The 24,582-nt window shown below is 60.4% G+C and carries 24 protein-coding genes; 9 read left to right on the top strand and 15 right to left on the bottom strand.

What is annotated here, in order from left to right; all coding sequences use genetic code 11:
• The first annotated feature begins 22 nt into the window (after positions 1-22).
• Positions 23-1,507: a sorbosone dehydrogenase family protein gene (locus CD351_RS02015; protein ID WP_174214288.1), complete on the top strand. Its 1,485-nt coding sequence runs from the start codon at positions 23-25 to the stop codon at positions 1,505-1,507.
• Here the strand turns inward: CD351_RS02015 and CD351_RS02010 are convergent.
• Positions 1,504-2,328: a DUF815 domain-containing protein gene (locus tag CD351_RS02010; protein WP_111991068.1), complete on the bottom strand. Its 825-nt coding sequence runs from the start codon at positions 2,326-2,328 to the stop codon at positions 1,504-1,506. The two genes, CD351_RS02015 and CD351_RS02010, sit on opposite strands and share 4 nt — an antisense overlap.
• A 6-nt stretch (positions 2,329-2,334) precedes the next feature.
• A complete protein-coding gene (locus CD351_RS02005; protein ID WP_111993543.1) occupies positions 2,335-4,077 on the bottom strand; it encodes an acyl-CoA dehydrogenase in 1,743 nt (580 codons plus the stop codon).
• Positions 4,078-4,158: 81 nt separating this feature from the next.
• Between CD351_RS02005 and CD351_RS02000 the strand changes: the two genes are divergently transcribed.
• Entirely contained in the window at positions 4,159-5,106 is a 948-nt protein-coding gene (locus tag CD351_RS02000; protein ID WP_111991067.1) for an L-threonylcarbamoyladenylate synthase, read from the top strand.
• A gap of 2 nt (positions 5,107-5,108) precedes the next feature.
• On the opposite strand, the gene CD351_RS01995 is transcribed toward CD351_RS02000, so the two are convergent.
• The 7 genes from CD351_RS01995 to CD351_RS01965 all read right to left on the bottom strand — a co-directional run bounded on the left by CD351_RS01995 (position 5,109) and on the right by CD351_RS01965 (position 11,438).
• Complete coding sequence (locus CD351_RS01995) at positions 5,109-5,447, bottom strand: hypothetical protein (RefSeq protein WP_234027187.1); 339 nt, start codon at positions 5,445-5,447, stop codon at positions 5,109-5,111.
• Between the two features lie 45 nt (positions 5,448-5,492).
• Positions 5,493-6,284, bottom strand: coding sequence for a head GIN domain-containing protein (locus CD351_RS01990; RefSeq protein WP_162627565.1), 792 nt, complete (start codon positions 6,282-6,284; stop codon positions 5,493-5,495).
• A 136-nt stretch (positions 6,285-6,420) separates the two neighbouring features.
• On the bottom strand, positions 6,421-6,957 hold the full coding sequence (locus CD351_RS01985; protein ID WP_111991065.1) for a CarD family transcriptional regulator: 537 nt from the start codon (positions 6,955-6,957) through the stop codon (positions 6,421-6,423).
• A 218-nt stretch (positions 6,958-7,175) separates the two neighbouring features.
• Positions 7,176-8,072 carry a YihY/virulence factor BrkB family protein gene (locus CD351_RS01980; protein ID WP_234027186.1) on the bottom strand — a complete coding sequence of 299 codons (897 nt, stop codon included), beginning with the start codon at positions 8,070-8,072 and terminating at the stop codon, positions 7,176-7,178.
• On the bottom strand, positions 8,032-8,370 hold the full coding sequence (gene fdxA, locus CD351_RS01975; RefSeq protein ID WP_111991063.1) for a ferredoxin FdxA: 339 nt from the start codon (positions 8,368-8,370) through the stop codon (positions 8,032-8,034). Before fdxA ends, CD351_RS01980 begins: the two co-directional genes overlap by 41 nt.
• Before the next feature lie 123 nt (positions 8,371-8,493).
• Positions 8,494-8,742, bottom strand: a complete 249-nt coding sequence (locus tag CD351_RS01970) for a S4 domain-containing protein (protein ID WP_162627564.1) — start codon at positions 8,740-8,742, stop codon at positions 8,494-8,496.
• 26 nt (positions 8,743-8,768) lie between these two features.
• On the bottom strand, positions 8,769-11,438 hold the full coding sequence (locus CD351_RS01965) for a helicase-related protein (protein ID WP_111991061.1): 2,670 nt from the start codon (positions 11,436-11,438) through the stop codon (positions 8,769-8,771).
• A gap of 216 nt (positions 11,439-11,654) precedes the next feature.
• Here CD351_RS01965 and CD351_RS01960 point away from each other — a divergent pair, with 216 nt between their 5' ends.
• The 5 genes from CD351_RS01960 to CD351_RS01940 all read left to right on the top strand — a co-directional run bounded on the left by CD351_RS01960 (position 11,655) and on the right by CD351_RS01940 (position 16,118).
• Positions 11,655-13,388, top strand: coding sequence for a M23 family metallopeptidase (locus CD351_RS01960; protein ID WP_111991060.1), 1,734 nt, complete (start codon positions 11,655-11,657; stop codon positions 13,386-13,388).
• A 71-nt stretch (positions 13,389-13,459) separates the two neighbouring features.
• Positions 13,460-14,455, top strand: a complete 996-nt coding sequence (gene hemB / locus CD351_RS01955) for a porphobilinogen synthase (protein WP_111991059.1) — start codon at positions 13,460-13,462, stop codon at positions 14,453-14,455.
• Complete coding sequence (locus CD351_RS01950) at positions 14,448-15,005, top strand: GNAT family N-acetyltransferase (RefSeq protein ID WP_111991058.1); 558 nt, start codon at positions 14,448-14,450, stop codon at positions 15,003-15,005. The genes hemB and CD351_RS01950 overlap by 8 nt, the downstream gene beginning before the upstream one ends.
• On the top strand, positions 14,998-15,555 hold the full coding sequence (locus CD351_RS01945) for a GNAT family N-acetyltransferase (RefSeq protein WP_111991057.1): 558 nt from the start codon (positions 14,998-15,000) through the stop codon (positions 15,553-15,555). Before CD351_RS01950 ends, CD351_RS01945 begins: the two co-directional genes overlap by 8 nt.
• Entirely contained in the window at positions 15,552-16,118 is a 567-nt protein-coding gene (locus CD351_RS01940) for a gamma carbonic anhydrase family protein (RefSeq protein ID WP_111991056.1), read from the top strand. The genes CD351_RS01945 and CD351_RS01940 overlap by 4 nt, the downstream gene beginning before the upstream one ends.
• Positions 16,119-16,121: 3 nt before the next feature.
• Here CD351_RS01940 and CD351_RS01935 read toward each other — a convergent pair whose 3' ends face one another.
• The 6 genes from CD351_RS01935 to CD351_RS01910 all read right to left on the bottom strand — a co-directional run bounded on the left by CD351_RS01935 (position 16,122) and on the right by CD351_RS01910 (position 22,702).
• Positions 16,122-16,634, bottom strand: coding sequence for a DUF1993 domain-containing protein (locus CD351_RS01935; RefSeq protein WP_111991055.1), 513 nt, complete (start codon positions 16,632-16,634; stop codon positions 16,122-16,124).
• Between the two features lie 51 nt (positions 16,635-16,685).
• The gene (locus tag CD351_RS01930; protein WP_111993541.1) at positions 16,686-18,281 is read right to left on the bottom strand and encodes a cisplatin damage response ATP-dependent DNA ligase; all 1,596 of its coding nucleotides are present in this window, start codon (positions 18,279-18,281) and stop codon (positions 16,686-16,688) included.
• Positions 18,278-18,652: a YdeI family protein gene (locus tag CD351_RS15860; protein ID WP_199797899.1), complete on the bottom strand. Its 375-nt coding sequence runs from the start codon at positions 18,650-18,652 to the stop codon at positions 18,278-18,280. Before CD351_RS15860 ends, CD351_RS01930 begins: the two co-directional genes overlap by 4 nt.
• Positions 18,653-18,866: 214 nt before the next feature.
• Positions 18,867-19,904: a ligase-associated DNA damage response exonuclease gene (locus CD351_RS01920; RefSeq protein WP_111991053.1), complete on the bottom strand. Its 1,038-nt coding sequence runs from the start codon at positions 19,902-19,904 to the stop codon at positions 18,867-18,869.
• 66 nt (positions 19,905-19,970) lie between these two features.
• Positions 19,971-22,376 carry an ATP-dependent Clp protease ATP-binding subunit ClpA gene (clpA, locus tag CD351_RS01915; RefSeq protein WP_111991052.1) on the bottom strand — a complete coding sequence of 802 codons (2,406 nt, stop codon included), beginning with the start codon at positions 22,374-22,376 and terminating at the stop codon, positions 19,971-19,973.
• Positions 22,377-22,498: 122 nt separating this feature from the next.
• Complete coding sequence (locus CD351_RS01910; protein WP_111991051.1) at positions 22,499-22,702, bottom strand: DUF1192 domain-containing protein; 204 nt, start codon at positions 22,700-22,702, stop codon at positions 22,499-22,501.
• 117 nt (positions 22,703-22,819) lie between these two features.
• Between CD351_RS01910 and CD351_RS01905 the strand changes: the two genes are divergently transcribed.
• Positions 22,820-23,842 (top strand): NAD(P)H-quinone oxidoreductase, encoded by a 1,023-nt coding sequence (locus CD351_RS01905; protein WP_234027185.1) that lies wholly within the window; start codon positions 22,820-22,822, stop codon positions 23,840-23,842.
• Positions 23,835-24,464 (top strand): glutathione S-transferase family protein, encoded by a 630-nt coding sequence (locus CD351_RS01900; RefSeq protein ID WP_111991050.1) that lies wholly within the window; start codon positions 23,835-23,837, stop codon positions 24,462-24,464. Before CD351_RS01905 ends, CD351_RS01900 begins: the two co-directional genes overlap by 8 nt.
• The last annotated feature ends 118 nt before the right edge of the window (positions 24,465-24,582 follow it).

Here is a 24,582-nt window from a genome sequence, read left to right as displayed (position 1 = left end):
GGCTCCGACCTATTTCGCCTACATGGGAATTCTACGCAAACTCGCAATCGCTGTCGTCGTCTTTGTCGCGATACTGGGCGTCGGTTTTTACTTCCTGTCGCGGGGAGATACGGCTGATCTGTCGGTCGATGCCGTCGCAGGTACCGATCCTACGCTACAGGCGCCTGAGGCTGAAAGCTTTCCTACAGTACAGATCGCGAAACCCGTGGGCTGGGAAGACGGGCAGTTGCCCGTGGCTGCCGATGGGTTGACCGTGGGCCGATTTGCCGAGGGCCTCGAACATCCGCGCGTGCTTTACGCGCTTCCCAATGGGGATGTTCTCGTCACGCTCACCCGGTCGCCAAAGAGCGATCAAGAGGGCGAGGGCGGTATCATGGCCACCATCCGCGGGTGGGTTGCGAGCTATTTGTTTTCAGAAGCGGGCGCGGCAGGCGAGTCGCCCAACCAGATCGTATTGCTGCGCGACGCGGACGGTGATGGAGTAGCTGAAACCCAGGTCACGATCTTGAGCGAAGGGCTGGATTCCCCCTCAGGCATGAGCTGGCATGACGGCACGCTGTTCGTCGCCAATCACGACGCGGTGCTGGCCTGGGACTACGAGCTTGGAAGTGAAGCGGTGACGGGCACCCCGCGCAAGCTCATGGATTTGCCCGCAGGTGGCGGTCATTGGATGCGCAATATGGAGATCCATCCCGACGGCGACCGGCTTTACATCGCGGTCGGTTCGGTCAGCAATATCGGCGAGTCCGGCATGGAGGTCGAGGAAGGGCGCGCCGCGATCTGGGAATACAACCTTGAGAATGAGACGGCTCGCCCCTTCGCAGCCGGGCTTCGCAATCCCAACGGGCTGGATTTCAGTCCTTGGTCGGGCGAGCTCTGGACCACTGTGAATGAGCGCGACATGCTCGGCTCGGATCTCGTGCCGGATTATCTCACAAACGTCCCGCTCGGGGCACAGTATGGCTGGCCCTGGGTTTATTATCGCGAGAATATCGACCGCCGTGTCGAAGCGCCGATGCCGCGTTTCCTGCTGGAGTATTCTCGCAATCCCGAATTCGCACTGGGCCCTCATGTGGCAGCGCTCGGCCTTGTTTTCACCGCTGAAGGTCACAGGATGGGTGAGGCGATGGCGAGCGGCGCTTTCGTTGCCCGCCATGGGTCGTGGAACCGCAAACCGCCCTCGGGTTATGACGTTGTCTATGTGGCGTTCGACGAGTTCGGCAAGCCGCAAGGCAAGCCAGTTCCCGTGCTCACCGGCTTTCTGAACGAGGACGGCACGACAAAAGGTCGCCCGACATGGGTCGAATGGGCGGGCGACGGTTCGCTTCTGGTTTCTGACGATACGGCCGGAATAATCTGGCGCACATATGCACCGGGCGCGCAGCCGGGCGCAGGGATCGCGCGTCGCACCGGAGCTCCGTTAAGGCCGCAAGGAGAGCTGGTCGATCCGCGGGCGACTTTCGAGGAAGACTATCTGCGCCAGCAGGCCGGGCAGGAGGTTCGCTAAAGCGCCTTGCCGGATCTGCCTGCAACCTCGTTCGCAAATTGATAAGCAATCCGGCCTGATCTGTTGCCGCGAGCGATCGCCCATGCAAGCGCTTCTTCTTCGTCGAAAGAGAGATCGAGCGGATCGGTATAGGCGTGGACGATCTCGAGATATGTGCCCTGATCGCAGGGATGAAAGCCGAGCGTAAGACCAAAGCGGTCCGCGAGTGCCAAGGCATCATCGCGCTCATCGCGTTCGTGCAGTGCGGCGGCTTCTTCGTGACCTCGCTGAACAATGGCTCGTCGGTTCGATGTGACGGCAAGGCGGATATTGGAGGGTCGGGCAACGATAGTCCCGTCCAGCAAGCTGCGCAGCGCCAGATTTTCGTGCGGCTGGCCGTGCGCAAACCCAAGGTCGTCAAGGAACAACAAATACGCCCGGTCCTGTTTAGAAAGGATGTCGATTAGATCCGCAATCGAGCTGAGCCCATCTGACACGACCTGAACGAGTGCGAACCGCCCCGGATGCTTTTCGATAAGCCGTGCGCTTGCAGCCCGGATCAGCCCCGACTTCCCCATACCGCGAGCACCCCAAAGAAGCATGTCATGCGCAGCAGCACCCTTCGCGAGCCGCTCCAGGTTAGTCGAGACAGCTATCTTCTGCTCATCGATACCCCGCAAAGTCTCAAATTCTATTGTTTCGATACGGGCTACCGGCTTTGCGACGTTGCCGGTCCAGACATAGGCCGGCGATCCGAGCCAATCGACGGGCGATTGTACCGGCGGTGCCAACCGCTCCAGCGCATCGGCAATACGCTCAAGTGGTTCGCGGCGCTCGGTCACTCAGCCTCAGCCTGCCAGCATATCGGAGGGAAGGGTGTAGAGCAGGTCGGCACCGGCAACTGCCCCGGCCTTCAGCCCCGCGGCCTCTGGCACAATCCTGTCGAGGAAGAAGCGAGCGGTGACCGGCTTTGTTTCCGCCAACGCGGGCGCCGCGCCGTCGGCAACAGCTTTTGCCTGTTTCATCAGCTGCCAACCGGCGACCGCGACCGCCGCCATGGTGCAGAAAGGCACGCTTCCGGCGAGACGATCATCGAGGCTCGCCTCACCCTGCATCCAGCGGGCAATATCGATGCAATCGCTTGCCAGTGCAACAAGCCCCGCTTCCTCGCCAGCATCGCGCGCGATCTCCTCAAACAATGAAATCATGGCTTCACCGCCCTCAAGCCCCAGTTTTCGGGTGACCAGGTCGGCAGCCTGAATGCCGTTCGTGCCCTCATAGATCGGTGCAATCCTTGCATCACGCCAATGCTGTGCTGCGCCGGTTTCTTCGATGAAGCCCATGCCGCCGTGAATCTGGACACCGAGCCCTGCGACTTCGACACCAATATCGGTGCCCCAGGCCTTCAGCAATGGGACGAGAATTTCCGAGCGGTTCTTCGCGTCCTGATCACCGATGGTGCTTCGATCAACCTGTCCGGCGCAGTAATAGAGCAAGGCACGGGCTGCCTCGGTCAGCGCCTTCATTCGCAGGATCATGCGGCGCACGTCGGGATGCTCGATAATGGCAACCGGCGTCTTGTCGGGCGAACCGGCGCGGGCGGACTGCACACGGTCGGTCGCATAAGCGATCGCCTGTTGGGTTGCGCGCTCCCCGATCTGGACGCCCTGATTGCCGACATTGATGCGCGCATTGTTCATCATGGTGAACATCGCCATCAGCCCGCGGTTCTCTTGTCCCACCAGCTCTCCGATACACTCGCCGTTGTCGCCATAGCTCATGACACAGGTCGGTGAAGCATGGATGCCCAGCTTGTGTTCGAGGCTGACCGGGCGAAGATCATTATGAGGGCCAAGCGAGCCGTCAGCATTAACGTGGTACTTTGGCACCACGAACAGCGAAATGCCGCGCGATCCTTCAGGAGCACCGGGGAGGCGTGCCAGCACGAGGTGGATGATGTTCTCAGCGAGCTGATGATCGCCCCACGTGATGTAGATCTTCTGACCAGCAATTCGATACTTGCCGGCATGTTCGCCTTCGGTGATCGGCTCAGCGGTGGAGCGCAGCGCGCCGACGTCGCTGCCGGCCGCAGGTTCGGTCAGGTTCATCGTTCCCGACCATTTGCCGCTCACGAGATCAGGCAGGTACATGGCCTTTTGCTGATCGCTGCCATGATGTTCGAGCGCTTCAATCGCCCCCACCGAAAGCATCGGGAGAAGGCTGAATGCCATGTTGGCTGAACCGAGATTTTCCAAAACGTTGCAGGCGAGCGTGAACGGTAAGCCTTGTCCGCCATGGTCCTGCGGGCTTGCGATGGCATTCCATCCCTGCTCGACATACTCCTGATAGGCTTGCGCAAACCCATCCGGCAGGCGGACCACGCCGTTCTCCAGCTTAGCACCTTCCAGATCACCGACACGATTGAGCGGGGCGAATTCACCCGCAGCGAACTGACCCACCCCTTCGACGATAGCCTCCACCAGATCGGCTTCAGCGTGCGCGAAGGTCTCCGTCTGAGCGAGCTGATCGATTCCGGCGTTGACCCGGATGGCGAGCAACTGGTCCTGAGTGGGCGGCGTGTAAGGGGTCACGTTGCGTTGGTCCTCTTTTTCATGCGGCCTTGCAATTAAAGTCTGCTTGGCAAGTCGAGGCATCAGATATAGCGCGCAAGCATGACCGACAAGGACGCTACGGAAATCATATCGCCAGACGCGGCAGGAATCGCGAAGGCCGCCGATTATCTGATTTCCGGAGAACTTGTCGCCGTGCCGACCGAGACCGTTTACGGCCTCGCAGCGCGCGCCGACAGCGCTGAAGCTGTCGCCAGGATATATGCGGCAAAGGGGCGGCCGGATTTCAATCCGCTGATCGTGCATGTTCGGGATATCGAACAGGCGCAGGAACTGGCCGAATTTGATGACCGGGCCCTCGAACTGGCCGAGAGGTTCTGGCCCGGACCACTGACCCTTGTCCTGCCCCTTCGCGCAGATGCGCCAGTTACCATGGCAGTGACTGCAGGATTGCCGACGATCGGACTTCGTCAACCGTCGCATAAGGTGATGCAGGCTGTGTTGAAGTCAGTGGGCGTGCCTCTGGCAGCACCATCAGCCAATCGCAGCGAACATATCAGTCCAACACGTGCCGATCACGTGATCGACTCTTTGGGCGACAATGCACCGCTGATCCTCGATGGGGGTTCGAGCGAGAGCGGGCTGGAGTCGTCGATCGTAGCGCTGAGGCCGACAGGCGGCTGGACATTATTGCGCCCAGGCCCTGTTACGAAAGAAACGCTTGAGCGTATTCTCGGCGCTGAAAGCGAAGTCGAGGGTTCCGGCATCGAAGCGCCGGGCCAGATGGAAAGGCACTATTCGCCGGGCAAGCCGATGAGGCTAAGCGCATCGGAAGTTGCGCAAGACGAGTTCTTCATTGGCTTCGGGTCGCTTGAAGGCGACTGCAATCTGTCGCAGGCTGGTGATCTCAACCAGGCAGCGGCGCGACTGTATGATTGTCTTCATCAGGCGGCCGCTTCTCACAAACCGTCCATTGCGGTTGCGCCGATCCCGTATGGAGAAGTGGGCCGGGCTATCAATGACCGGCTTCGTCGCGCCGCGACGCAATAGTGTCAGCGTGGCTCGACCGGAACGGTCGGGAGCAATTCCTGAATTTCGGCATAGACTTCGCGTGCCTCTTCGCAGGCGCGGCGATCGCCGTTCTCGCAGTCTTCGCTCAACTCGCGATATTCGCGCTCCAGCTTGCCTAAACGCTCTTCGCGGCGGCGAATTTCGCGCCCTCGCGCTTCGTCCGCTTCCGATTGGCTTGTCGTTGCAAGATCGACAGCTTTGCCTGCCGCCCGCACTGGCGCGGTTACGACATTTGCTGCCGTCTTTACCAGACAGCCGGACAACATCAGCGACATGGCCACGAGGCCTAATACAGCAGGAGCGCGCATGGCGATCACCATGCGCGCTCCCGTTGATAAAGCAAGCCGGGAATTGCCCGGAAGTGTTTAATCTGCGGCCACTACTTCACTGTCACCAGCGCTGGCAGCTTCTGGGCCGGGGCGGCATGTCAGCGATCCCGAACCCGCGGTCGAAACGGTGCATGTGGCCGAACCGACAACAACAACGTCGCCCGAACCGGCGATCTCTGCATTGACTTTGCCATTGGAAGCGAGAGTGACGTCACCTGACCCGGCGATTTCTACGCTCACATCATCTGCGGTGAGCTGTGCGAGCTGAACGTCCCCCGAACCCGCAATCTCGATGGACAACACGGTTGCCGTACCCGCTGCCATGACATCGCCCGATCCGGCAATCTCGATATCGAGCCGCTCGGCTTCGATCCTCTCCACTGAAATTGCACCTGATCCGGCAATTTCGATTTCGGCTGTGCTCGCCATGCTGGCGGATTCGATCCTGCCGCTTCCCGCAATCGCCAGACCGCTTGGAGCGGGTAAAGTCATGCGCACGATTGCGGGGCTCGAGCCGTCATAGATCTTGCTATCGCGTGCGATAGTCAGGCGGCTCCCGTCCCGATCAAAACGCAACGCTTCGCCTGCTGCCTCATTCCCTTCGAGCGTGATGGTGAGCACATCGCCTTCGGCGATCATGACCTTATCTGGCCCTGCAAGCGTGATTTGCGTCGGCGCGTCACCGGACATATCGAGATCGGCAAGCGGCACGCCGTCGACCTCGCCCCAGTTGTTCATATAGGCGCATCCCGAGAGCGATGCCCCGAGTGCAAGCGCTGCCAACGCGCCTGCGCCCTTCTTCATATATTGGCCAAGTTTACGGAACATCGAACCCTCCACGATCAAGACTATGTGTATTGCCGACATAATACACTGAGAGAGTGGTTGCAAGACAAGTTGTGATCACGAACGAAAAAGGGCCACCCGATCGGGCGGCCCTTTTCAAAAGGTCGGAGAGCGCGGCTTATTTGCTCTCGTCGTCATTGTCGTAATATTGCGGAGCGTGCTCGCGCAGGACCTCGAGAATTTTCTCGAGTGCCGTCGGCTCGTCGGTCTCTTCCATCGCAGCAAGCTCACGTGCCAAGCGGCTCGACGCCGCTTCGAAGATCTGACGCTCGGAATAGCTCTGCTCGGGCTGATCGTCAGGGCGGAAGAGATCACGGGTGACCTCCGCGATCAGGACGATCTCGCCCGAATTGATCTTCGCCTCATATTCCTGAGCGCGGCGCGACCACATGGTCCGCTTTACCTTCGGCTTACCCTTCAGCGTGTCCATCGCTTCTTTCAGAGTCTTGTCCGAGGAAAGCTTGCGCATGCCGATGGACTCGACCTTGTTGACCGGAACACGGAGTGTCATGCGTTCTTTTTCGAATCGCAGAACATACAGCTCAAGGTGCATGCCGGCGATTTCTTCGCTTTGCAGTTCAATCACACGGCCAACGCCGTGCTTGGGGTAAACAACATAGTCGCCAACGGTAAAGGCGGGCGCATTGCTTGCCATGCGAGTTCCTTTCATGCGGCCCAACAACTGTCAGAAAACGCAACATCTTTCCTTTGCGGTTCAGCGGCTCGACACCGAGAGCTGGACCGGTAAGATGCTGTCTGAAGCTGTTTTAGCTGGTAGAGGGCCTTTCTGGTTTCACCTCCGCGATCGGGTCCGACCGGCGCGGTTGCCTCATTATATAGCATAATCGCAACAATATTGCGAGTCTGACGTATTTAGTGAGCATCTGACCGGGAAGCGGCAGCGATGTGGGCACCCAGAAGCAACAGATATGCCGACAGATACAACCATGTCAGGAATACGACAACGGCACCAAGCGATCCGTAAGTCGCATTGTAGTTACCGAAATTCGAAGCGTACCAGGCAAAGCCAGCGCTTGCCGTTACCCACCCTATGGCAAAAGGTATCGCCCCGCGCAGCGCTTCGCTCGTTGAGACATCGTCCACATTGGGCACGATGCGGTAAGCAAGGATTGACCCGCCCAGCCCAGCCAGCAGGGCAATCGCAAGGCTCGCGCCCGCACCGCCCGCATCTGAGATCACAGTACCGGCCAGCGTGGTAAGAACAGCGATCAGGCCGAACGCGACCATCGCGCCAATGGTGATGCACAAGGCAAGCAGGTTGGCTTTGATCAGGCCCCGGCTCTCCGACGCATCAAAAGCGACATTCAGCGCCGTGATAATCGACCCCGCCGCGACTCGCGCACCGAAAATCGACAGAGCGATGGCGACAAGCAGGCCCAGTCCCGAAGCGCCGCTCCGGTCGCTGGTGATCTCTTCAAGCTGGTCCCCCACAAGCTCTGCCGCTGATGGAGGCAGCGTAGCCGCGAGGTCCCGTGTGTTTTCGGCCACCAGGGAAGGATCGGCCAGCAAACCGTATGTCAGGAAGATAGCGGCCAGAAGAGGCACGAAAGACAGAAACGCGTAATAGGTAACGCCGGCAGCGAGCAGGCCTGTATTGTTGGCCTGCGCCTGCAGCCATCCGGATTTGGCGGCGGATAAGTATCTGTGCATGGCAACCGAACGCTTCGGATCGCCCGACTGTTCCGGCGCCTGGAGCGATCGGTCGGCCTTAATCGCCTTCGCCTGGCTCGGCGCTGAAATACTTCTCAAACTTGTTCTCTTCACCCTTGTGGTCGTCGGCGTCCGCAGGTGGTTCCTTCTGGCTCGTGATGTTGGGCCATTCGGCAGAGAATTTGGTATTCAGCTCAAGCCACTTCTCAAGCCCGTCTTCAGTATCCGGAAGGATCGCCTCGGCCGGACATTCCGGTTCGCACACGCCACAGTCGATGCACTCGCTGGGATTGATAACCAGCATGTTGTCGCCTTCATAGAAGCAGTCGACCGGGCATACTTCGACACAGTCGGTGTATTTGCATTTGATGCAGTCTTCGGTGACGACGTAAGTCATGTGAGAGCTATTCCGATTGGTGATCCGTTATTGAGCGCGCCTGCTATGGCTATTTTCCAAGGCGGGTCAAGGCCGGTATGGTATTTGAAACGTGTCCAGCCTGTTGGACAGTATGCTTGTGGCCTAGGCCGCGCGGCTCCACGCCTTCGCCGCTTGGGCCGGCGATAGACGTCGGTCTGGCAGTTTCTCTATCCGCGCAACGCAGATCTCGCCGCGAAGCGCGAATGTCAGCACGTCACCAACAGCCACCTCGCAACTGATCTTCGTGACCCTCGCGGAGTTGATGCGCATCTGCCCGCTAAGGATCATGGATTTCGCCATCGAGCGGGTGCGGGCAAAGCGTAGATAGACGAGCAAACGGTCGAGGCGCATTGTGCCCTCCTCACCGTTTGCCGATGTCATCCCTTCAGAAGGTCCGCAAGGCCATCGAACGCGCCGCGCGCGCGTGCCGGCCCTGTGTCATGCCGGGGACCACGTTTGCCATTCCCGCCTTTCGGATTGCCTCTGTTTGGCTTGCGCTTGGCTTCCGTATTCTTGGGCGAAGGCTTGGCACCGCGGCCCTTGCCTTTGCGCGCCTCGCCTCGCTTGGGCCGACGCTCATCACTCGCGCGGCGCGGTCGCCAGGTCCAGCTGTCGGGAGCAGCAGGTCCGTATGCACCTTCTGGCAGGGCGGTCGCACGCTGAACCCGAAAGCCAGCGCTCCCAAGCAGGCGCCGCGCGTTATCCTCTTCAAGACCGATCGAGACCGGCAGCGACAGATCGAGGGCGAATCGCGGACTGCGCTCCTTCCCGGCTTTAGCGGTTGCTTTCGCTCTTGCCTCGAACGCTGCACGAAGGATCTTCTCCGCGAGGTCCACCCTGATCAGCTGCTTGCCTGCGAGCCGATATCCAGCAGGGATGGCACTGCTTTCGGGCAATACAGGGAGCATGGCTTCCTGAAGTGGCCTTTTATCAAGCGCCAATTTGTGGAGAAGCTGGCGCGGCGCGGGCTTGAGCAGATCGCGCGCGAATATATCCAGCGCTCCGAAGGTCACGCCCAGCTTTCGCAGAAACGGACGCATTTCCTTGGGCAAATGCTCCAGACCCGCCTTTTCGCGTCCGACCACGCCGCGTGCATCGATCAGCGTGACGAGAAGCGCGCGCGCCTGACTGCCAGCCTCGGGATCGTTCGCAGCTTCGGCAAGCTTTCGAAGCGGTGCGAGCGGTTCAAGCTGTGTCGCCAGCCAGCTGCCAAGCCCAGTTTCAAGCCTTGCTTTGGCATCATCGGGGATGGCCGCGATCTCGCGCGTGAATTCGAGCCGGGGGGCAGCAAAGTCATCCGGGACGACAATCTTCGCAAGCTCGCGCCCCTGCCACATGATTGCGCCGCCCTCGATTGCCAGGTCCTCCATACCCGCTGCGAGCAGCTGGTCTGCGCGCTGGGCAAGGATGCCGGGAAGTGCCTTCTCACCGGCGGCGAGCAGCATCCTGCGATCCGCGACGCCCGCATCGGGGTCGACGCTGAAGCGGAATCCGTCGAGCTTGCCGATCGTCTCACCCTCAACGGTCAGGCTGTTATCGGGTTCGAGAGTTACGGGAAGGGAGCCTCCGTCCTGGCCCAGCGATTTCATCAAGATTGCAGTCCTCCGGTTGACGAACCGTTCTGTAAGACGCGCATGAAGCGCATCTGAAAGTTTAGCTTCGACCGCGCGCGCCCGCGCAGCCATTTCATCGCGTGCCAGAACCCAGTCGGGTCGCTGACAAATATAAGCCCAGGATCGAATCGCGGCTATCCTGCCCTGGAGTGTATCGATATCGCCCTGCATTCGGTCGAGTTCAGCGATGCGAGCGGCCACGAAGTCGGCGCCAATATAGCCTTGTTGCAGGTCTTGCCAGAGCCTCGCGACGAACCGCGCGTGAGGATCGGCTCCCAATTGCCGGAAATCCGGTAGCGAGCAGGCTTCCCAGAAACGCCGGACGCTTCCCTTGCCCTTGACCGATTGCGCAATCGGTTCGCTCGCAAGCCGCTTGAGAACTGCAAGGTCAATAGCCTCGGGCGCGGCGCGCAGAACCTCGTGTTCGGGTCGCGATTCGAGGTCCCCGATAAGAGTAGCGAGCGAATCGAAACGGGGCTCTGCTTCGCGCCAATGCAGCTTCGTCAGCGGAGCGAACCGGTGCTCCTCGATTGCGTAGATCTCTTCCTCGGAAAATTCGATCGGTGCGCCTGACCGACTGCCGCCACCTGCAAGAACACCGAAGCTGCCATCGGTCTGGTGTCGGCCCGCACGTCCCGCAATCTGTGCCATTTCTGCTGGAGTAAGCCTGCGCTTGCGACGCCCATCGAACTTGGTCAGGGCCGCGAATGCTACATGGTGAAGGTCAAGGTTGAGCCCCATGCCGATCGCGTCCGTCGCGACGATATAGTCGACTTCACCCGACTGAAAGAGCTCCACCTGCTTGTTGCGGGTTTCCGGCGATAGCGCCCCCATGACCACGGCCGCTCCGCCGCGAAAACGGCGCAATGCTTCCGCCATGGCGTAAACTTGCTCCGTCGAGAAGGCGACAACCGCACTGCGGCGCGGAAGGCGTGAGAGCTTCGCACTGCCAGTATGCGTGAGAGTGGAGAAGCGCGGTCGCTCGACCATCTCGGCGCCCGGGATCAGCTGACGAACGAGCGGTTGCAAGGTAGCGGACCCAAGAATCATCGTCTCTTCGCGGCCACGCGCATTCAGCAGACGATCGGTGAAGATGTGCCCGCGCTCCGGGTCTGCGCCGATCTGCGCCTCATCGATCGCGACGAAGGCGTGACCGCCTCCAAGACGATCCATCGCTTCGGCCGTACAACAGAAATAGCGCGCGTCGGGCGGTTCGATCCGTTCTTCGCCGGTTATCAGCGCCACTTGCGCATCGCCCTTGATCGCACGGACGCGGTCATAAACCTCGCGCGCAAGCAACCGCAGCGGAAAGCCCATCATTCCAGAAGAATGCGCGCACATCCGCTCAATCGCGAGATGGGTCTTGCCGGTATTCGTGGGGCCAAGCACCGCTCGCACATGGCCGCCTGAGAGGTTGGAATTGTTGCGGGTCACGCCGTCGCTTGTGTCAGCCGCGTAGCCTCGGGGCAATCCCAAGTTGGGATCACGTGTGCACGGCCGCTTGTTGGCTCTTGGCTTATAGGTACAACACCTTATCGCACGGATGACTCGACTGAGCGCTAGTTAAGTGGACATTTACCTTAATTGGCCATGCATTAACCGCGCGAGAGACGGGCTGGGCTCATTCGCTGCACATTTGGAATCGGACAAGTGGAACATTCAGGCGATCTCGCGGAAGGCAACGAGGCAGAAGGGCCGGACGAAACATCGTCGCAAGGCGCTCTGGTTCCCGTGCCGCAACACCACGTGCGACCTGTCGGCATCGATGCTCAGACCGCGCGGGAGTTCGCTCCGTACTTCAACCGCTCGAAGCAATCGGCGGGGCCTTCGTCAAAGGCCAAGGTCAAACGCCAGGTGCTTGAACGCGTCGGCGGATGGGGCGCGCGCTATGACGAATGGAAGCTTCGCGCGGGCGAAAGGCTCGAGGGCCTCGACCTTGCGCCGGACCTTGCCGAAAATATCGGCAGCCGACGTTGGTTCCGCGGCCTTGGAACGATGGTTGCGCTGGGCGCGGTGGCGCTGGCCTTCTGGCCGAGCCTGACCCCGCTCGAAGCGCGGGCAGCAATGCCGCAGGACGAGGAAATTCGCGACGAATTTCGCAGCCAGATGATCATGCCTCTGGCGTTTGGCGCGGATAGCGGTCGGCGGATGGGTCCGACGGCCGACGTCATCCCGCTCGCCAGTGCTCCCGAACGTCCGCAAATACAGCTGGTGGCAACGCTTGCACCGGGAGACAGCTTTGCGAGCATGCTTCGTAGGGCAGGCGTTTCGGCGAGCGATATTGGCAATGTCAGCAGCCTGGTGGGCGACGCCATGCCGCTTTCGGAAATCGAGCCGGGAACCAAAATCGACATTACCCTGGGCCGCAGGGCAGCTGCCGATGCAGCGCGCCCGCTTGATATCCTCAAGTTCCGGGCCCGCTTTGACCTTGAGCTCGAAATTGCGCGGCAGGGTATGGATGCCGAGACCGGGCAAGGCGGATCGCTGTCCCTGGCTCGCAATTTCATCCGGGTGGACGACACGCCCTTGCGCATACGCGGCAGGGTTGGATCAAGCCTCTACCGCTCGATGCGCGCCGCCGGTGTCCCTGCAAGCGCGGTTCAGGACTATCTTCGTACGGTAGATGAACAAATCGACATGGACCGCGAAGTGCGGTCAAACGACGAATTCGACATCATCATAGCCTATCGCCGCGCCGCAACGGGTGAGCGCCAGGCAGGCCAGCTCCTTTATGCCGGTATAGAGCGCGGCGGTGAGCCAAAGACACAGTTGATGCGCTGGGGCAAGGACGGGCGCTTTTACGAAGCGTCTGGCGTGGGTGAACAGCGCCGAGGGCTCGTTGCTCCTGTGCCGGGGGCCATATCGTCGCGTTATGGCATGCGTCGCCACCCGATCCTGGGTTATCGCCGCATGCACGCAGGGCTGGATTTCCGCGCACGTCACGGAACCCCGATCGTTGCAGTGACCGATGGCCGCGTCTCCTCTGCGGGACGTGCCGGGGGTTGCGGCATCGCGGTGAGGCTCGACCATGGGAGCGGGCTTTCCACGCGGTATTGCCATATGAGCCGCATGTCGGTCAGCCGCGGACAGAGCGTGCGGCGCGGGCAGGTAATCGGCTATGTCGGTTCGACGGGCCTCTCGACCGGACCGCACCTGCACTATGAAATGTATCGCAATGGCCGGCATATCAATCCCGCTAGTGTGAACTTCGTCACACGGGCGGTGCTTTCTGGTAATGAGCTGGTCGAATTTCAGGAGCGGCTTTTGACCCTGCGTCAGATCGAGCCGGGCGCGGCGCTCGAGGACCTCGTCCCATTGCCCAGCGAAGTCGAAGAACCCGAGCGTGAGATCGAGAAGATCGATCTTGCCCAGCGCGTTTCCTGATCGCGAAACTGACGCGGGCGAGCGACAAGCGCGATTGATTAGCCAATCGAATTGCTGCAATCCTGCCGCTCATGAGAGCAAGCTATCCCAACACCCGCATGCGCCGCACGCGCGCGTCCGCATGGAGCCGTTCGCTCCATCGTGAGGCCATCATAACGCCGTCCGATCTGATCTGGCCACTCTTCGTGACCGATGGTGACGGTGTCGAGGAGCCGGTTGGCTCGCTTCCCGGGGTCTCGCGCTGGTCGGTCGATGGCATTGTGGCGCGCGCGAAAGAAGCCGTTGATCTTGGCATTCCGGTGGTGGCGCTGTTTCCGAATACCCAGCCTGATCGCCGCTCGGACGATGGGGCAGAGGCGCACAATCCTGACAACCTCATGTGCCGCGCGATCCGCGCGATCAAGGATGCCTGCGGAGAAGATCTCGGCGTGCTGACCGACGTGGCGCTCGATCCGTATACGAGCCACGGGCAGGACGGGCTGCTCGACGATAAAGGTTATGTCACAAACGATGACACCGTTGCGGTGCTGGTCGACCAGGCGCTCAACCAGGCAGAAGCGGGCGCGGACATCATCGCGCCATCCGATATGATGGATGGCCGCGTCCATGCCATCCGCATGGCGCTCGAAATGGGCAATCATCACAATGTCCAGATCATGAGCTATGCCGCGAAATATGCGAGCGCGTTCTATGGCCCATTCCGTGATGCTGTCGGCTCCGGTGGGTTGTTGAAAGGCGACAAGAAGAGTTACCAGATGGACCCTGCCAACGCCGATGAGGCGCTGCGCGAAGTCGAACTCGACATTGCCGAGGGCGCAGACAGCGTGATGGTCAAGCCGGGCCTTGCCTATCTCGACATCATTTACCGCGTGAAACAGGCATTTGGCGTACCGGTCTTCGCCTATCAGGTGAGCGGCGAATACGCGATGATCGAGGCTGCGCAATCGGTTGGGGCGGGGGACCGCGATGCCTTGCTGATGGAAAAGCTTCTCGCTTTCAAACGCGCCGGTTGCAGCGGGGTTTTGACCTATCATGCGCCTGTGGCTGCGCGTCTTTTGAATGGCTGAATTCCGGCACGAAACCGACCGCCTGGTCCTGCGCGACTGGCGCGAGGAGGACTGGGAGCCGTTCTTCGAGGGCACGAACACACCAGCCGTCATGCAATGGCTGGGGGGCTTGCTGGACGATGAGCGAAAAAGCGATGTGCGCGCACGGCTGGAGCGGTATCAGAGCGACTTCGGCCACACCTTCTGGGTGGTCGAGCGCAAGGAAGATGGCGCAATTCTCGGTTTCTGCGGTCTGAAGCGCTGCACGGACGAGAATGGACCCTTCGGCGAAATGGAAGCCGGGTGGCGCCTGCGTGAGGACGCCTGGGGCAAGGGCTATGCGAAAGAGGCCGCGCGAGCCGCGATAGATATCGGCTTTACGAAGTTTGGCGCCGATCCGATCATTGCGCTCACGGTCGAGGGGAACGCCGCAAGCTGGGGCCTGATGGTGCGGCTCGGCATGGAACGCCGACGGGATCTCGATTTCGAGGACGCCTTATGGTCCCATGGCTATGGCCCGGTAATCGTCCACGCAATCACTCGCGAGCAATGGGACAGACAAGGTGCCTGAGATCGTGTTCGAAACCGAGCGCCTTGTCTTGCGCACAATTGGCGAGGGCGATGCGGCGGAGCAGGATCGCCTCCTCAACACACCGACGGTGATGGAGCATCTTGGGGGCGTGAAGGAATTGCACGAGATCGAGGCAAAGCACTCCAAATCGATGCAACTCCATTCGCGCGAGGGTTTCAGCTTCCTTTTCATGATCGAGAAAGCGACCGGCGAGATGGTTGGGACGTGCGGGATCAAGCGGGTCGATAACGCGCATGCACCCAATCAGGGCGATCACGAGATCGGTTGGCTTGTGCGCGAGGATCGTTGGCGGCGGGGCTATGCAGGCGAGGCCATGCTTTCAGTCATCGACTGGGCTTTCGGCCGCGTCGATGCTCCGCATGTTGTCGCCCTGACCAGCGAAGCGAATGTCGGCAGTTGGAAGCTGATGGAAAAGCTGGGTATGGAGCGCCGCAAGGACCTCGATTTTGTCGATCCGGACTTCCCGGAGAAAGATAATCCGGTCATCCAATATTCGCTGACGAAACAGCAGTGGGAGCAACGCACATGATCGCTCACCCCGGAGCCAACATTATCCCGATCCACGGCAAAGCGCCGAAAATCCATGAAAGCGCGTTCATAGCGCCCGGTTCTACGATCATCGGTGATGTTGAGATCGGAGCAGGATCGTCGATCTGGTACAATTGCGTCGTTCGCGCTGACGTCTTCACAATCCGCATAGGTGAGCGGACCAATGTTCAGGACGGCAGCGTGCTGCATTGTGACCCGCCAAGGCCCGATGATCCCGACGGTTGTCCGCTCATCATCGGAGACGACGTGCTGATCGGACATATGGCGATGGTGCACGGCTGCACCATCCACGATCGCGGCTTTGTGGGGCTTGGCGCAATTGTCATGAACAAGGCGGTCATCGGTTCTGACGCCATGCTCGCGGCCGGTGCGATGCTGACTGAGCGCAAGGTGATGGAACCGCGCGAATTGTGGGCAGGGCGTCCGGCGAAGAAGCTCAAGGATCTTTCCGATGCTGCCATCATGGGGATGAAGATCGGAACGGCGCACTACGCCGAGAACGCCAAACACCACTCCGTCGCGGTGCGCGATGCGCTGGGTTGAAGCTCAGCTTGGACCTTTCGTCATGTATTTCATCATAAACGGCATGAAGTCCGCTTTGCCCAGCTCAAGGCCAGCCATGCGCAGAAGCGCATAGGCCGTGGTGAGGTGGAAATAGAAATTCGGCAGCGACCATTCGCGGATATATTGCTCGGCGGTCATCGTGAATTGCATCCCGTTGGGAAGATCGAAAACAATCGTATCTTCAACGCCGACCAATTCGTCTGGATCAATCGAATCGAGAAGCTCAGCCGTCTGCGCGATGTGAGCCTTCGCTTCGGCTAGCGTGGTTGCATTCTCTTCGCGTGACGAGAAGGCGCGTTCGGTAAGGCGCGGCAGGGCCTCACCGGGCAGGTTCGCCACGAATCGCACCTGCGTGGCCAGCGGATGCATGTCTTCGGCAAGCTTGGTCTCAAGCAGCGCATCGCCTTCGGGATGCGTTTCGGCCTTCGTCAGCATCGCGCTGAGCGTATCGAGCCGCGAGCGATAAACGGCGATGGATTGTTCGTGCAGGGTCATGAAAATGTTCTCCTCTGCGAGAAGATTAGCGATCCAGTTGCGAAGTGCAACTCAATCCCGAATGAGTGCACGAATTGTTTCGATCCGGTCGGCCTCATGGACCGGCTTGTCCCAGCGGATGCGGTGAATGCGCGGGAAGCGCATGGCGAGGCCTGACTTGTGGCGCTTCGATGAATGCACGCTGTCGAATGCGACCTCGAATACGAGCGTACGCTCGACCTCGCGCACCGGACCGAACCGGTTGAGCGTTGTCTGGCGTACAAGCTTGTCGAGCTTCTTGAGCTCTGCATCCGTGAAACCGGAATAGGCTTTGCCGACGGGCAGCAGTTCCGCCCCCTCGTCCGGATCGCCATCCCAGCAACCGAATGTGTAGTCCGAATAAAAGCTCGACCGTTTGCCGGAGCCGCGCTGCGCATACATGAGGACGCAATCGATCAGCAGCGGATCGCGCTTCCACTTGTACCAGTAACCGACCTTGCGTCCGGCGATGTATGGGCTGTCCTTTGCCTTCAGCATAAGGCCCTCGATTGCGTCATCGCGGGTGCCTTCGCGGATTTGGGCAAGGTGATCGAAATCGCGCGCTTCGACGATTTCCGACAGGTCAAAGTGAGAGGCGGGCATCTGGCTCATCAGCGCTTCGAGAGCAGTGCGCCGGTCGGTCCAGAGTTGCTCGCGCAGGTCATTCCCTTCGAGGATCAGTGCATCGTAAAGCCTCACGAATGCTGGGGATTCGGCAAGCATCTTCTTCGACACAGTCTTGCGCCCAAGCCGTTGCTGCAAGGCATTGAAGCTGGCCGCCCCGCCTTGTTCGCCGCCCTGCACATCGCCGCGCACCAGCAACTCGCCATCTAGCACTGCATCCAACGGCAGCACATCGAGCAATTCGGGAAAAGTCGCAGAAATGTCGTCACCGGAGCGCGAATAGAGCCGCGTCTCTCCACCGACGCGAACAAGCTGGACGCGGATGCCGTCCCATTTCCACTCGGCGGCGTAGTCCTGGAGGTCGACTTTCGTGTCTTCCAGGGGGTGCGCCAGCATAAACGGTCGGAAGCGCGGGGTATTCGAGACATCGGGCGGATCTGCGCCATCCGCACCCCAGGCGAACAGGGTGGGATAGGGCGCCTCCAACGCGTGCCAGTATTCCTCGACCTCCTCCACTGAGACGTCGAAGGCCAGCGCAAAAGCGGTCTTGGCAAGGCGAGCGGAAACGCCGATGCGCATACCTCCCGTGGCCAGCTTGATAAGCGCAAAACGGCCATTGGGATCGAGCCTGTCGAGCAGGCCCGGCAGTTCCTTGGGAGCGGTGTTGCGGTTGAGTGAGGAAAGCAGCTCGACCACCTGCGACACACTCGGCGGGTCGTCGTCGACAACGCCGGGCTCGGGCCAGAGCAGGCTTGCTGTTTCTGCAGTATCTCCGACAAAATCGCGGCTCAATGTCCAGAGAACCGGATCGACCCGATCCTTCATCAGGTTGCGGATGGTCGAACTCTTGACCGCGGGAAAGTCGAGCTCTCCCGTAAGCGCGGCGAGTGCCCATCCGCGATCAGGATCAGGGGTTTCGCGAAGATATTCGGCGATCAGCGCAAGCTTGCGATTGCGGCTGGTGGTGTAGACCAGAGTGTCGAGGAGGGTCGAGAAGGCCTTCATTGCGCTTTGGGCCTCCACAGGGTTGGGTCCTCGCCGGCGACACTTGCCTTTACGATTCTCTCTATGCGGTTTGCACGCGTTTGGGGGAGTTTGGCGGCCAGCAACAATTCGAGCGACCGACGGCGGACCGAAAGCGAGAAGGCGTCCCACTGGTCGCTCGCCCCTGCTTCTTCCAACGCCCTTGCCAGATCCAGCGGCGCTTCTCCGGTCTCAGTTTGCTTGAGCCTCTCCCAGGAGCCATCGCGTTTAGCCAAAGCGAGGCATTCATGGCCGGCGAGGTGCATACGACCTTCTGCTTCGAGCTTTTTGACCCGATCACGATTGTCCTTGGACCAGTTGCTCCCTGGCTTCCTAGGAGAAATGAGAAGCATAGTGCGCCGCTCATCGAGCGCGCGCGGTAGGCTGTCGATCCAGCCAAAGCAAAGCAGCTCCTCGACAACACTGTTGTATGAGAGATACTTATCGCCTCCCGTCCTTTTGAATGTGACGAGCCAGCAAGAGTGCGCGGTCGCATGGTTCGCATCAAGCCAGGCCCTCAGCTCGTCGCGGCTCGTAACCTCTACGCGCTCCAGTTGATCTAGCCGCCTAGTCATCCTCGTCCTCGCGTCCAACCAGAGCCAAGGCTCTCGCGCGGCGTTGATGGAGTTCGCACCAGCGCAGAAGGGCCTCCTCGCGACCATGTGTGATCCAGGTTTCCTGCGGGTTTACCTCCACGATCGTGTCCGTCAGCTCATTCCAGTCGGCATGGTCCGATATCACCAGTGGCAATTCGACGCCGCGCTGGCGAGCGCGCTGGCGCACTCGCATCCAGCCCGAAGCCATCGCGGTGATCGGATTGGGCAGCCGCCTGCTCCAGCGATCGTTCAGTGCACTGGGCGGGGCCATGACGATGCTGCCCTGCATCTCTTCCTTGGAATGATCGCTCACAAGGCGCAGTTCGCCGAGGCTGACGCCGTGCCGTTCGTAGAGACGGCACATCTTTTCGAGTGCCCCGTGAAGGTAGATCGGCTCGCCATGCCCTGCTGCGCGCAATTCGGCGATCACGCGCTGCGCTTTGCCAAGCGCATAGGCGCCGACGAGCACGCACTGGTCGGGATGCGCTTCAAGCGCTGAAAGCAGCTTCGCCATCTCTTCGGCAATCGGCGGATGGGTGAACACAGGCAGGCCGAAGGTCGCCTCGGTGATGAAGATGTCGCATGGCGCAACTTTGAAAGGTGCGCAGGTGGGGTCAGGGCGTCTCTTGTAGTCCCCAGTGACGATCACCCGCTCGCCGGCATGTTCCAGCAGGACTTGTGCGGAGCCGAGGACGTGCCCTGCGGGGATGAAGGTCGCATCGACGCCGCCACCAAGGCTGACTGTCTCGCCATATTCCACGGGGATCGCCTTGTGCGGGATCTCTCCGGCCTCGTCCTGCGAGCCCGTGCGGTAGCGCAATTCCATGATCGCGAGCGTTTCAGGCGTGGCGAGGGTTTCGCCATGTCCGCCGCGCGCATGGTCTGCGTGCCCATGCGTGACGAGCGCGCGCGAAACCGCCCGGCCCGGATCAATCCACACATCGGCGGGGGCCACGTGAATGCCCCACGGCTCGGGCCGGATCCAATGGGATGCGGGAGGTTTCTGCATGATCTAACTACGAAAAGGGCGCGAGAAGGTTTCCCCTCCCGCGCCCCGTTTTCGATTAAAGCTTGATCAGCTTTCCTTGTCGCTGCCCGATTGTTCCGGCTTTGTATCGCTCGTCGGGCCGTCCTTGGTCGCTGGCGGCGACTTCTTCGCGGCCGCTTTCTTGCGCACCGGAGCCTTGCGCTTTGGCTTGGCTTTCGGCGGTGACGGGGTGAGTTCGAAGGAGGGCTTGCCGTCCTTCATTGTCACCGACACCTCTCCGCCATCGGCAAGCTTGCCGAACAGCAATTCTTCAGCCAGCGGCTGCTTGATCTTGTCCTGGATCAGGCGGCCCATCGGGCGTGCGCCGTAAAGCTTGTCATAACCCTTGTCCGCCAGCCACGCGCGCGCATCGCTGTCGAACTGGATATGGACGTTCTGTTCTGCGAGCTGGAGTTCAAGCTCGAGGATGAACTTGTCGACCACGCGGGCAACGGTGTTTTTGCCGAGATAGGCAAAGGGCACGATCGCATCGAGGCGGTTGCGGAACTCGGGCGTGAACATCTTGTTCACGGCCTCGGTCCCGGCGTCTTCCTTGGACACATCGCCAAAGCCGATGCCGCTCTTCGCCATGTCGGCAGCGCCGGCATTGGTCGTCATGATGAGGACCACGTTGCGGAAATCGACAGTCTTGCCGTGATGGTCGGTCAGGCGGCCATTATCCATTACCTGCAGCAGGATGTTGAACAGGTCCGGGTGCGCCTTTTCGATCTCGTCGAGCAAGAGGACGCAATGTGGGTTCTGATCGACTGCATCGGTGAGCAGACCGCCCTGGTCGTAACCGACATAGCCCGGAGGTGCACCGATCAGGCGACTGACCGAGTGGCGCTCCATATATTCGGACATGTCGAAGCGCTTGAGTTCGATGCCCATGATGCTGGCGAGCTGCCGCGCGACTTCTGTCTTGCCGACGCCGGTGGGGCCGGAGAACAAGAACGAACCAATCGGTTTGTCCGGATCGCGCAGGCCGGCGCGCGACAGCTTCATCGCGGTCGACAGGCGTTGGATCGCCTCATCCTGGCCGAACACGACATGCTTCAAGTCGCGAGAAAGGTTTTCGAGCGCCTTTTTGTCGTCGCTCGACACCGACTTGGGCGGAATGCGCGCCATTGTCGCGATCACGGCCTCGATTTCCTTGGCTGTGATCTTCTTCTTGCGGCGGCTGGGCGGCACCAGCATCTGCATCGCGCCGACCTCGTCGATGACGTCGATTGCCTTGTCGGGCAGCTTGCGGTCATTGATATAGCGCGCCGAAAGCTCGACCGCGGTCTTCAGCGCATCGGGCGTGTACTTGACGTTGTGATGCTCTTCAAAGGCGCTGCGCAGACCTTTCAGGATCTCCACCGTGTCTTCGATGGTGGGCTCGTTCACGTCGATCTTCTGGAAGCGACGCAGCAGCGCGCGATCCTTCTCGAAGTGGTTGCGGAATTCCTTGTAGGTGGTCGACCCGATGCAGCGGATCGCACCCGAAGACAGCGCCGGCTTCAACAGGTTCGAGGCGTCCATCGCCCCGCCGCTGGTCGCGCCCGCGCCGATCACAGTGTGGATCTCGTCGATGAACAGGATCGCATGCGGCATGCCCTCGAGCTCTGAAACGACCTGTTTCAGGCGCTCTTCGAAATCGCCGCGATAGCGTGTTCCGGCCAGCAGCGCGCCCATGTCGAGCGAGTAGATCACCGCTTCCTGCAGCACCTCTGGCACGTCGCCCTCCACGATCTTGCGCGCAAGACCTTCGGCGATCGCGGTCTTGCCGACGCCGGGATCGCCGACATAAAGCGGGTTGTTCTTGCTGCGGCGGCAGAGAATCTGGACTGTCCTGTCCACTTCCGGCCCGCGACCGATCAGAGGATCAATGCGCCCATCTTCGGCCTTCTTGTTGAGGTTGACCGTAAACTGGTCGAGCGCCGTTTCCTTCTTCGAGCCGGCATCCTTGGACTGTTCGGCCTCGGCTGCGGCTTCTTCGGAACCTTGCGGAGCTTTCGATTCCAGCTGGCGGCCACCCTTGCCGATGCCGTGGCTGATATAGCTCACCGCATCGAGGCGGCTCATATCCTGCTGTTGCAGGAAATAGACAGCGTAGGAATCGCGTTCAGAGAACAGTGCGACCAGCACATTGGCGCCTGTCACCGTGTCCTTGCCTGACGACTGAACATGCAGGATCGCGCGCTGGATCACCCGCTGAAAGCCTGCGGTGGGCTGCGGGTCAGCGTCTTCCTCGGTCTTGAGGCTCTGATATTCCTGGTCGAGATATTGCTTCACAACCTCGCCAAGCTCGGCAAGGTCGACCCCGCATGCGGCCATCACCTGCGCGCCGTCTTCGTCATCGATCAGCGCGAGCAGCAGATGCTCCAGCGTCGCATATTCGTGACGACGCTCCGATGCGTGAGCGAGCGCGTTGTGCAGTGTCCGTTCGAGATTCTGGGCGAAACTTGGCATGGATTAGGGTCTCTGTTGGGGGGCGAAAAATGCTCCGACAGTCGAAGCAAAGGGATGGTTGTTCGAAATATATGGGGCGAGTCTTCGTAATTGCGAATCCGAAAAGGGCTTCGCAAAAGCGATCATGATCCAGGCCTGTTAAAAAGCGCATCTGCCGCAGCGCGATGAGCACTTGCCTTGTCGCGATGTGTCCTCACCCTCTCTATCTCGGCTTCGAGCAGAGCGATCCGCTCTGTCAGTTCGTCTTGCGAGTAAGGTGCAAGGTCTTCCCCGGCCAGCTTGCTGGCGGCGTCCCCTTTGGGGCGCGGGAGATCAAGGTCGTCCATTACCGGTAACATCGCTCGACACGCGGCTTGCTGTCAATGCGCTTGGTCTGTATTTCCGCTGTCCGCATCTTCGATCGTCGCATCGGGCGCCGATCGTCACTTCCGGGGGCAGAATTCATGCTTGAGGCGAAGGCGCCAGTCATTCCTGACACTATGCGGGCCGTAGGATTTGATTCTCCGGGCGGGCCCGAGGTTTTGCGCATCGAGCAGACCGCCACGCCCGCACCCAAAAAAGACGATGTTCTGATCAAGGTTGCTTTTGCGGGGGTGAACCGCCCGGATTGCGCGCAACGGGCCGGGATGTATCCGCCGCCTCCGGGCGCATCGCCGCTTCCCGGCCTCGAAGTGGCAGGCGAAGTTGTCGCGATTGGCAGCAACGTTCCGGCTGAAATGCTCGGCCAACGCGTCGCGGCGCTCACTCCCGGCGGCGGATATGCGGAATTCTGCACTGCGCCGTGGCAACATTGCCTCGCCCTGCCCGATGGGATGGACCTCAAAACTGCCGCCGCATTGCCCGAAACGCTCTTCACGGTCTGGCACAATGTGTTTGAGCGAGGCATGGTCCGCGATGGTGAGCGCCTGCTCGTACATGGCGGCACCAGCGGCATCGGCACGATGGCGATCATGCTTGCCAAGGCGTTCGACATCGAGGTGATCGTGACCTGCGGCGATGAAGCCAAGTGTCAGGCCGCGCGTGATCTCGGCGCTGATCTTGCGATCAATTACCGTGAGCAAGACTTCGTCGAGGTGATCAAAGATCACACCGGCGGTGCCGGCGTGAACGTGGTCCTCGACATGGTTTCGGGGGACTATGTGCCGCGCAATCTTCAATGCCTCGCCGAAGATGGACGCCATGTCACTATTGCGATGCTCGGCGGGGCCAAGGCTGAGCTGTTCATGCCGATAGTGATGATGAAGCGCCTCACGCTTACCGGATCAACGCTTCGCCCCCGCTCGGACGCTTTCAAGGCGGCGCTTGCTGATGAGATTGCGGCCAACGCATGGCCGCTTTTCACATCGGGCGAGCTTTCCCCGGTAATGGACCAGACCTTTCTGCTAAGCGAAGCGGCCGCTGCGCATGCCCGGATGGAAGCGGGCGAGCATATCGGAAAGATCGTGCTGGAGGTTTGCGGTGGCTGAGCAGCTGACGCTTCACGAGGACCCGCGCAGTGGCAATTGCTACAAGATCAAGCTGACTGCAGCCCTGCTCGATCTTCCGCTCGCGACGCGGCAATACGACATCATGGCAGGCGATACGCGCACGCCCGAATTCCTCGGAAAGATCAATTCGAACGGTCGCATCCCCGTTCTCGAAATCCGTGACGGAAAAAACGTCCGCTTCCTGCCGGAAAGCAACGCTGCGTGCTGGTATCTTGCGAGCGACTCCGATCTGATCCCGCAAGAACGATATGCGCAGGCCGATATGCTGCGCTGGATGTTCTTCGAGCAGTATAATCACGAACCCAATGTCGCGACCTTGCGGTTCTGGCTGACATTCGTGGGCGAGGCGAACCTGTCCGATCAGCAGCGAGCGCAGGTCATGGCAAAGCGGATCGCGGGATGCGACGCCTTGTCGGTGATGAATACCGAGCTTGCGAAGAGCGACTTCCTGTGCGGCGACAAGGTTACCCTCGCCGATATCGCGCTGTTCGCGTACACCCATGTTGCGGGAGAAGGCGGCTTCAAGCTTGCCGATTATCCCGAGCTTGGCCCGTGGATCGATCGCATCTGTTCGCTCCCGCGCTTCGTCCCCATGACATAGAGACGGTCGCACCGACCTTCATGCTCTCCTGCAACGTGACCGTCATTTAGCCGCAAAATGACGCGGAAACGTCACTGTGCTGTGAATCGCCTGTAACATTGCTCTGCCATGCAACCGT

The sequence above is a fragment of the Erythrobacter sp. KY5 genome (assembly GCF_003264115.1).
In the GTDB taxonomy this organism is placed as follows: domain Bacteria; phylum Pseudomonadota; class Alphaproteobacteria; order Sphingomonadales; family Sphingomonadaceae; genus Erythrobacter.
This window is presented reverse-complemented; position numbering and strand designations above follow the sequence as displayed.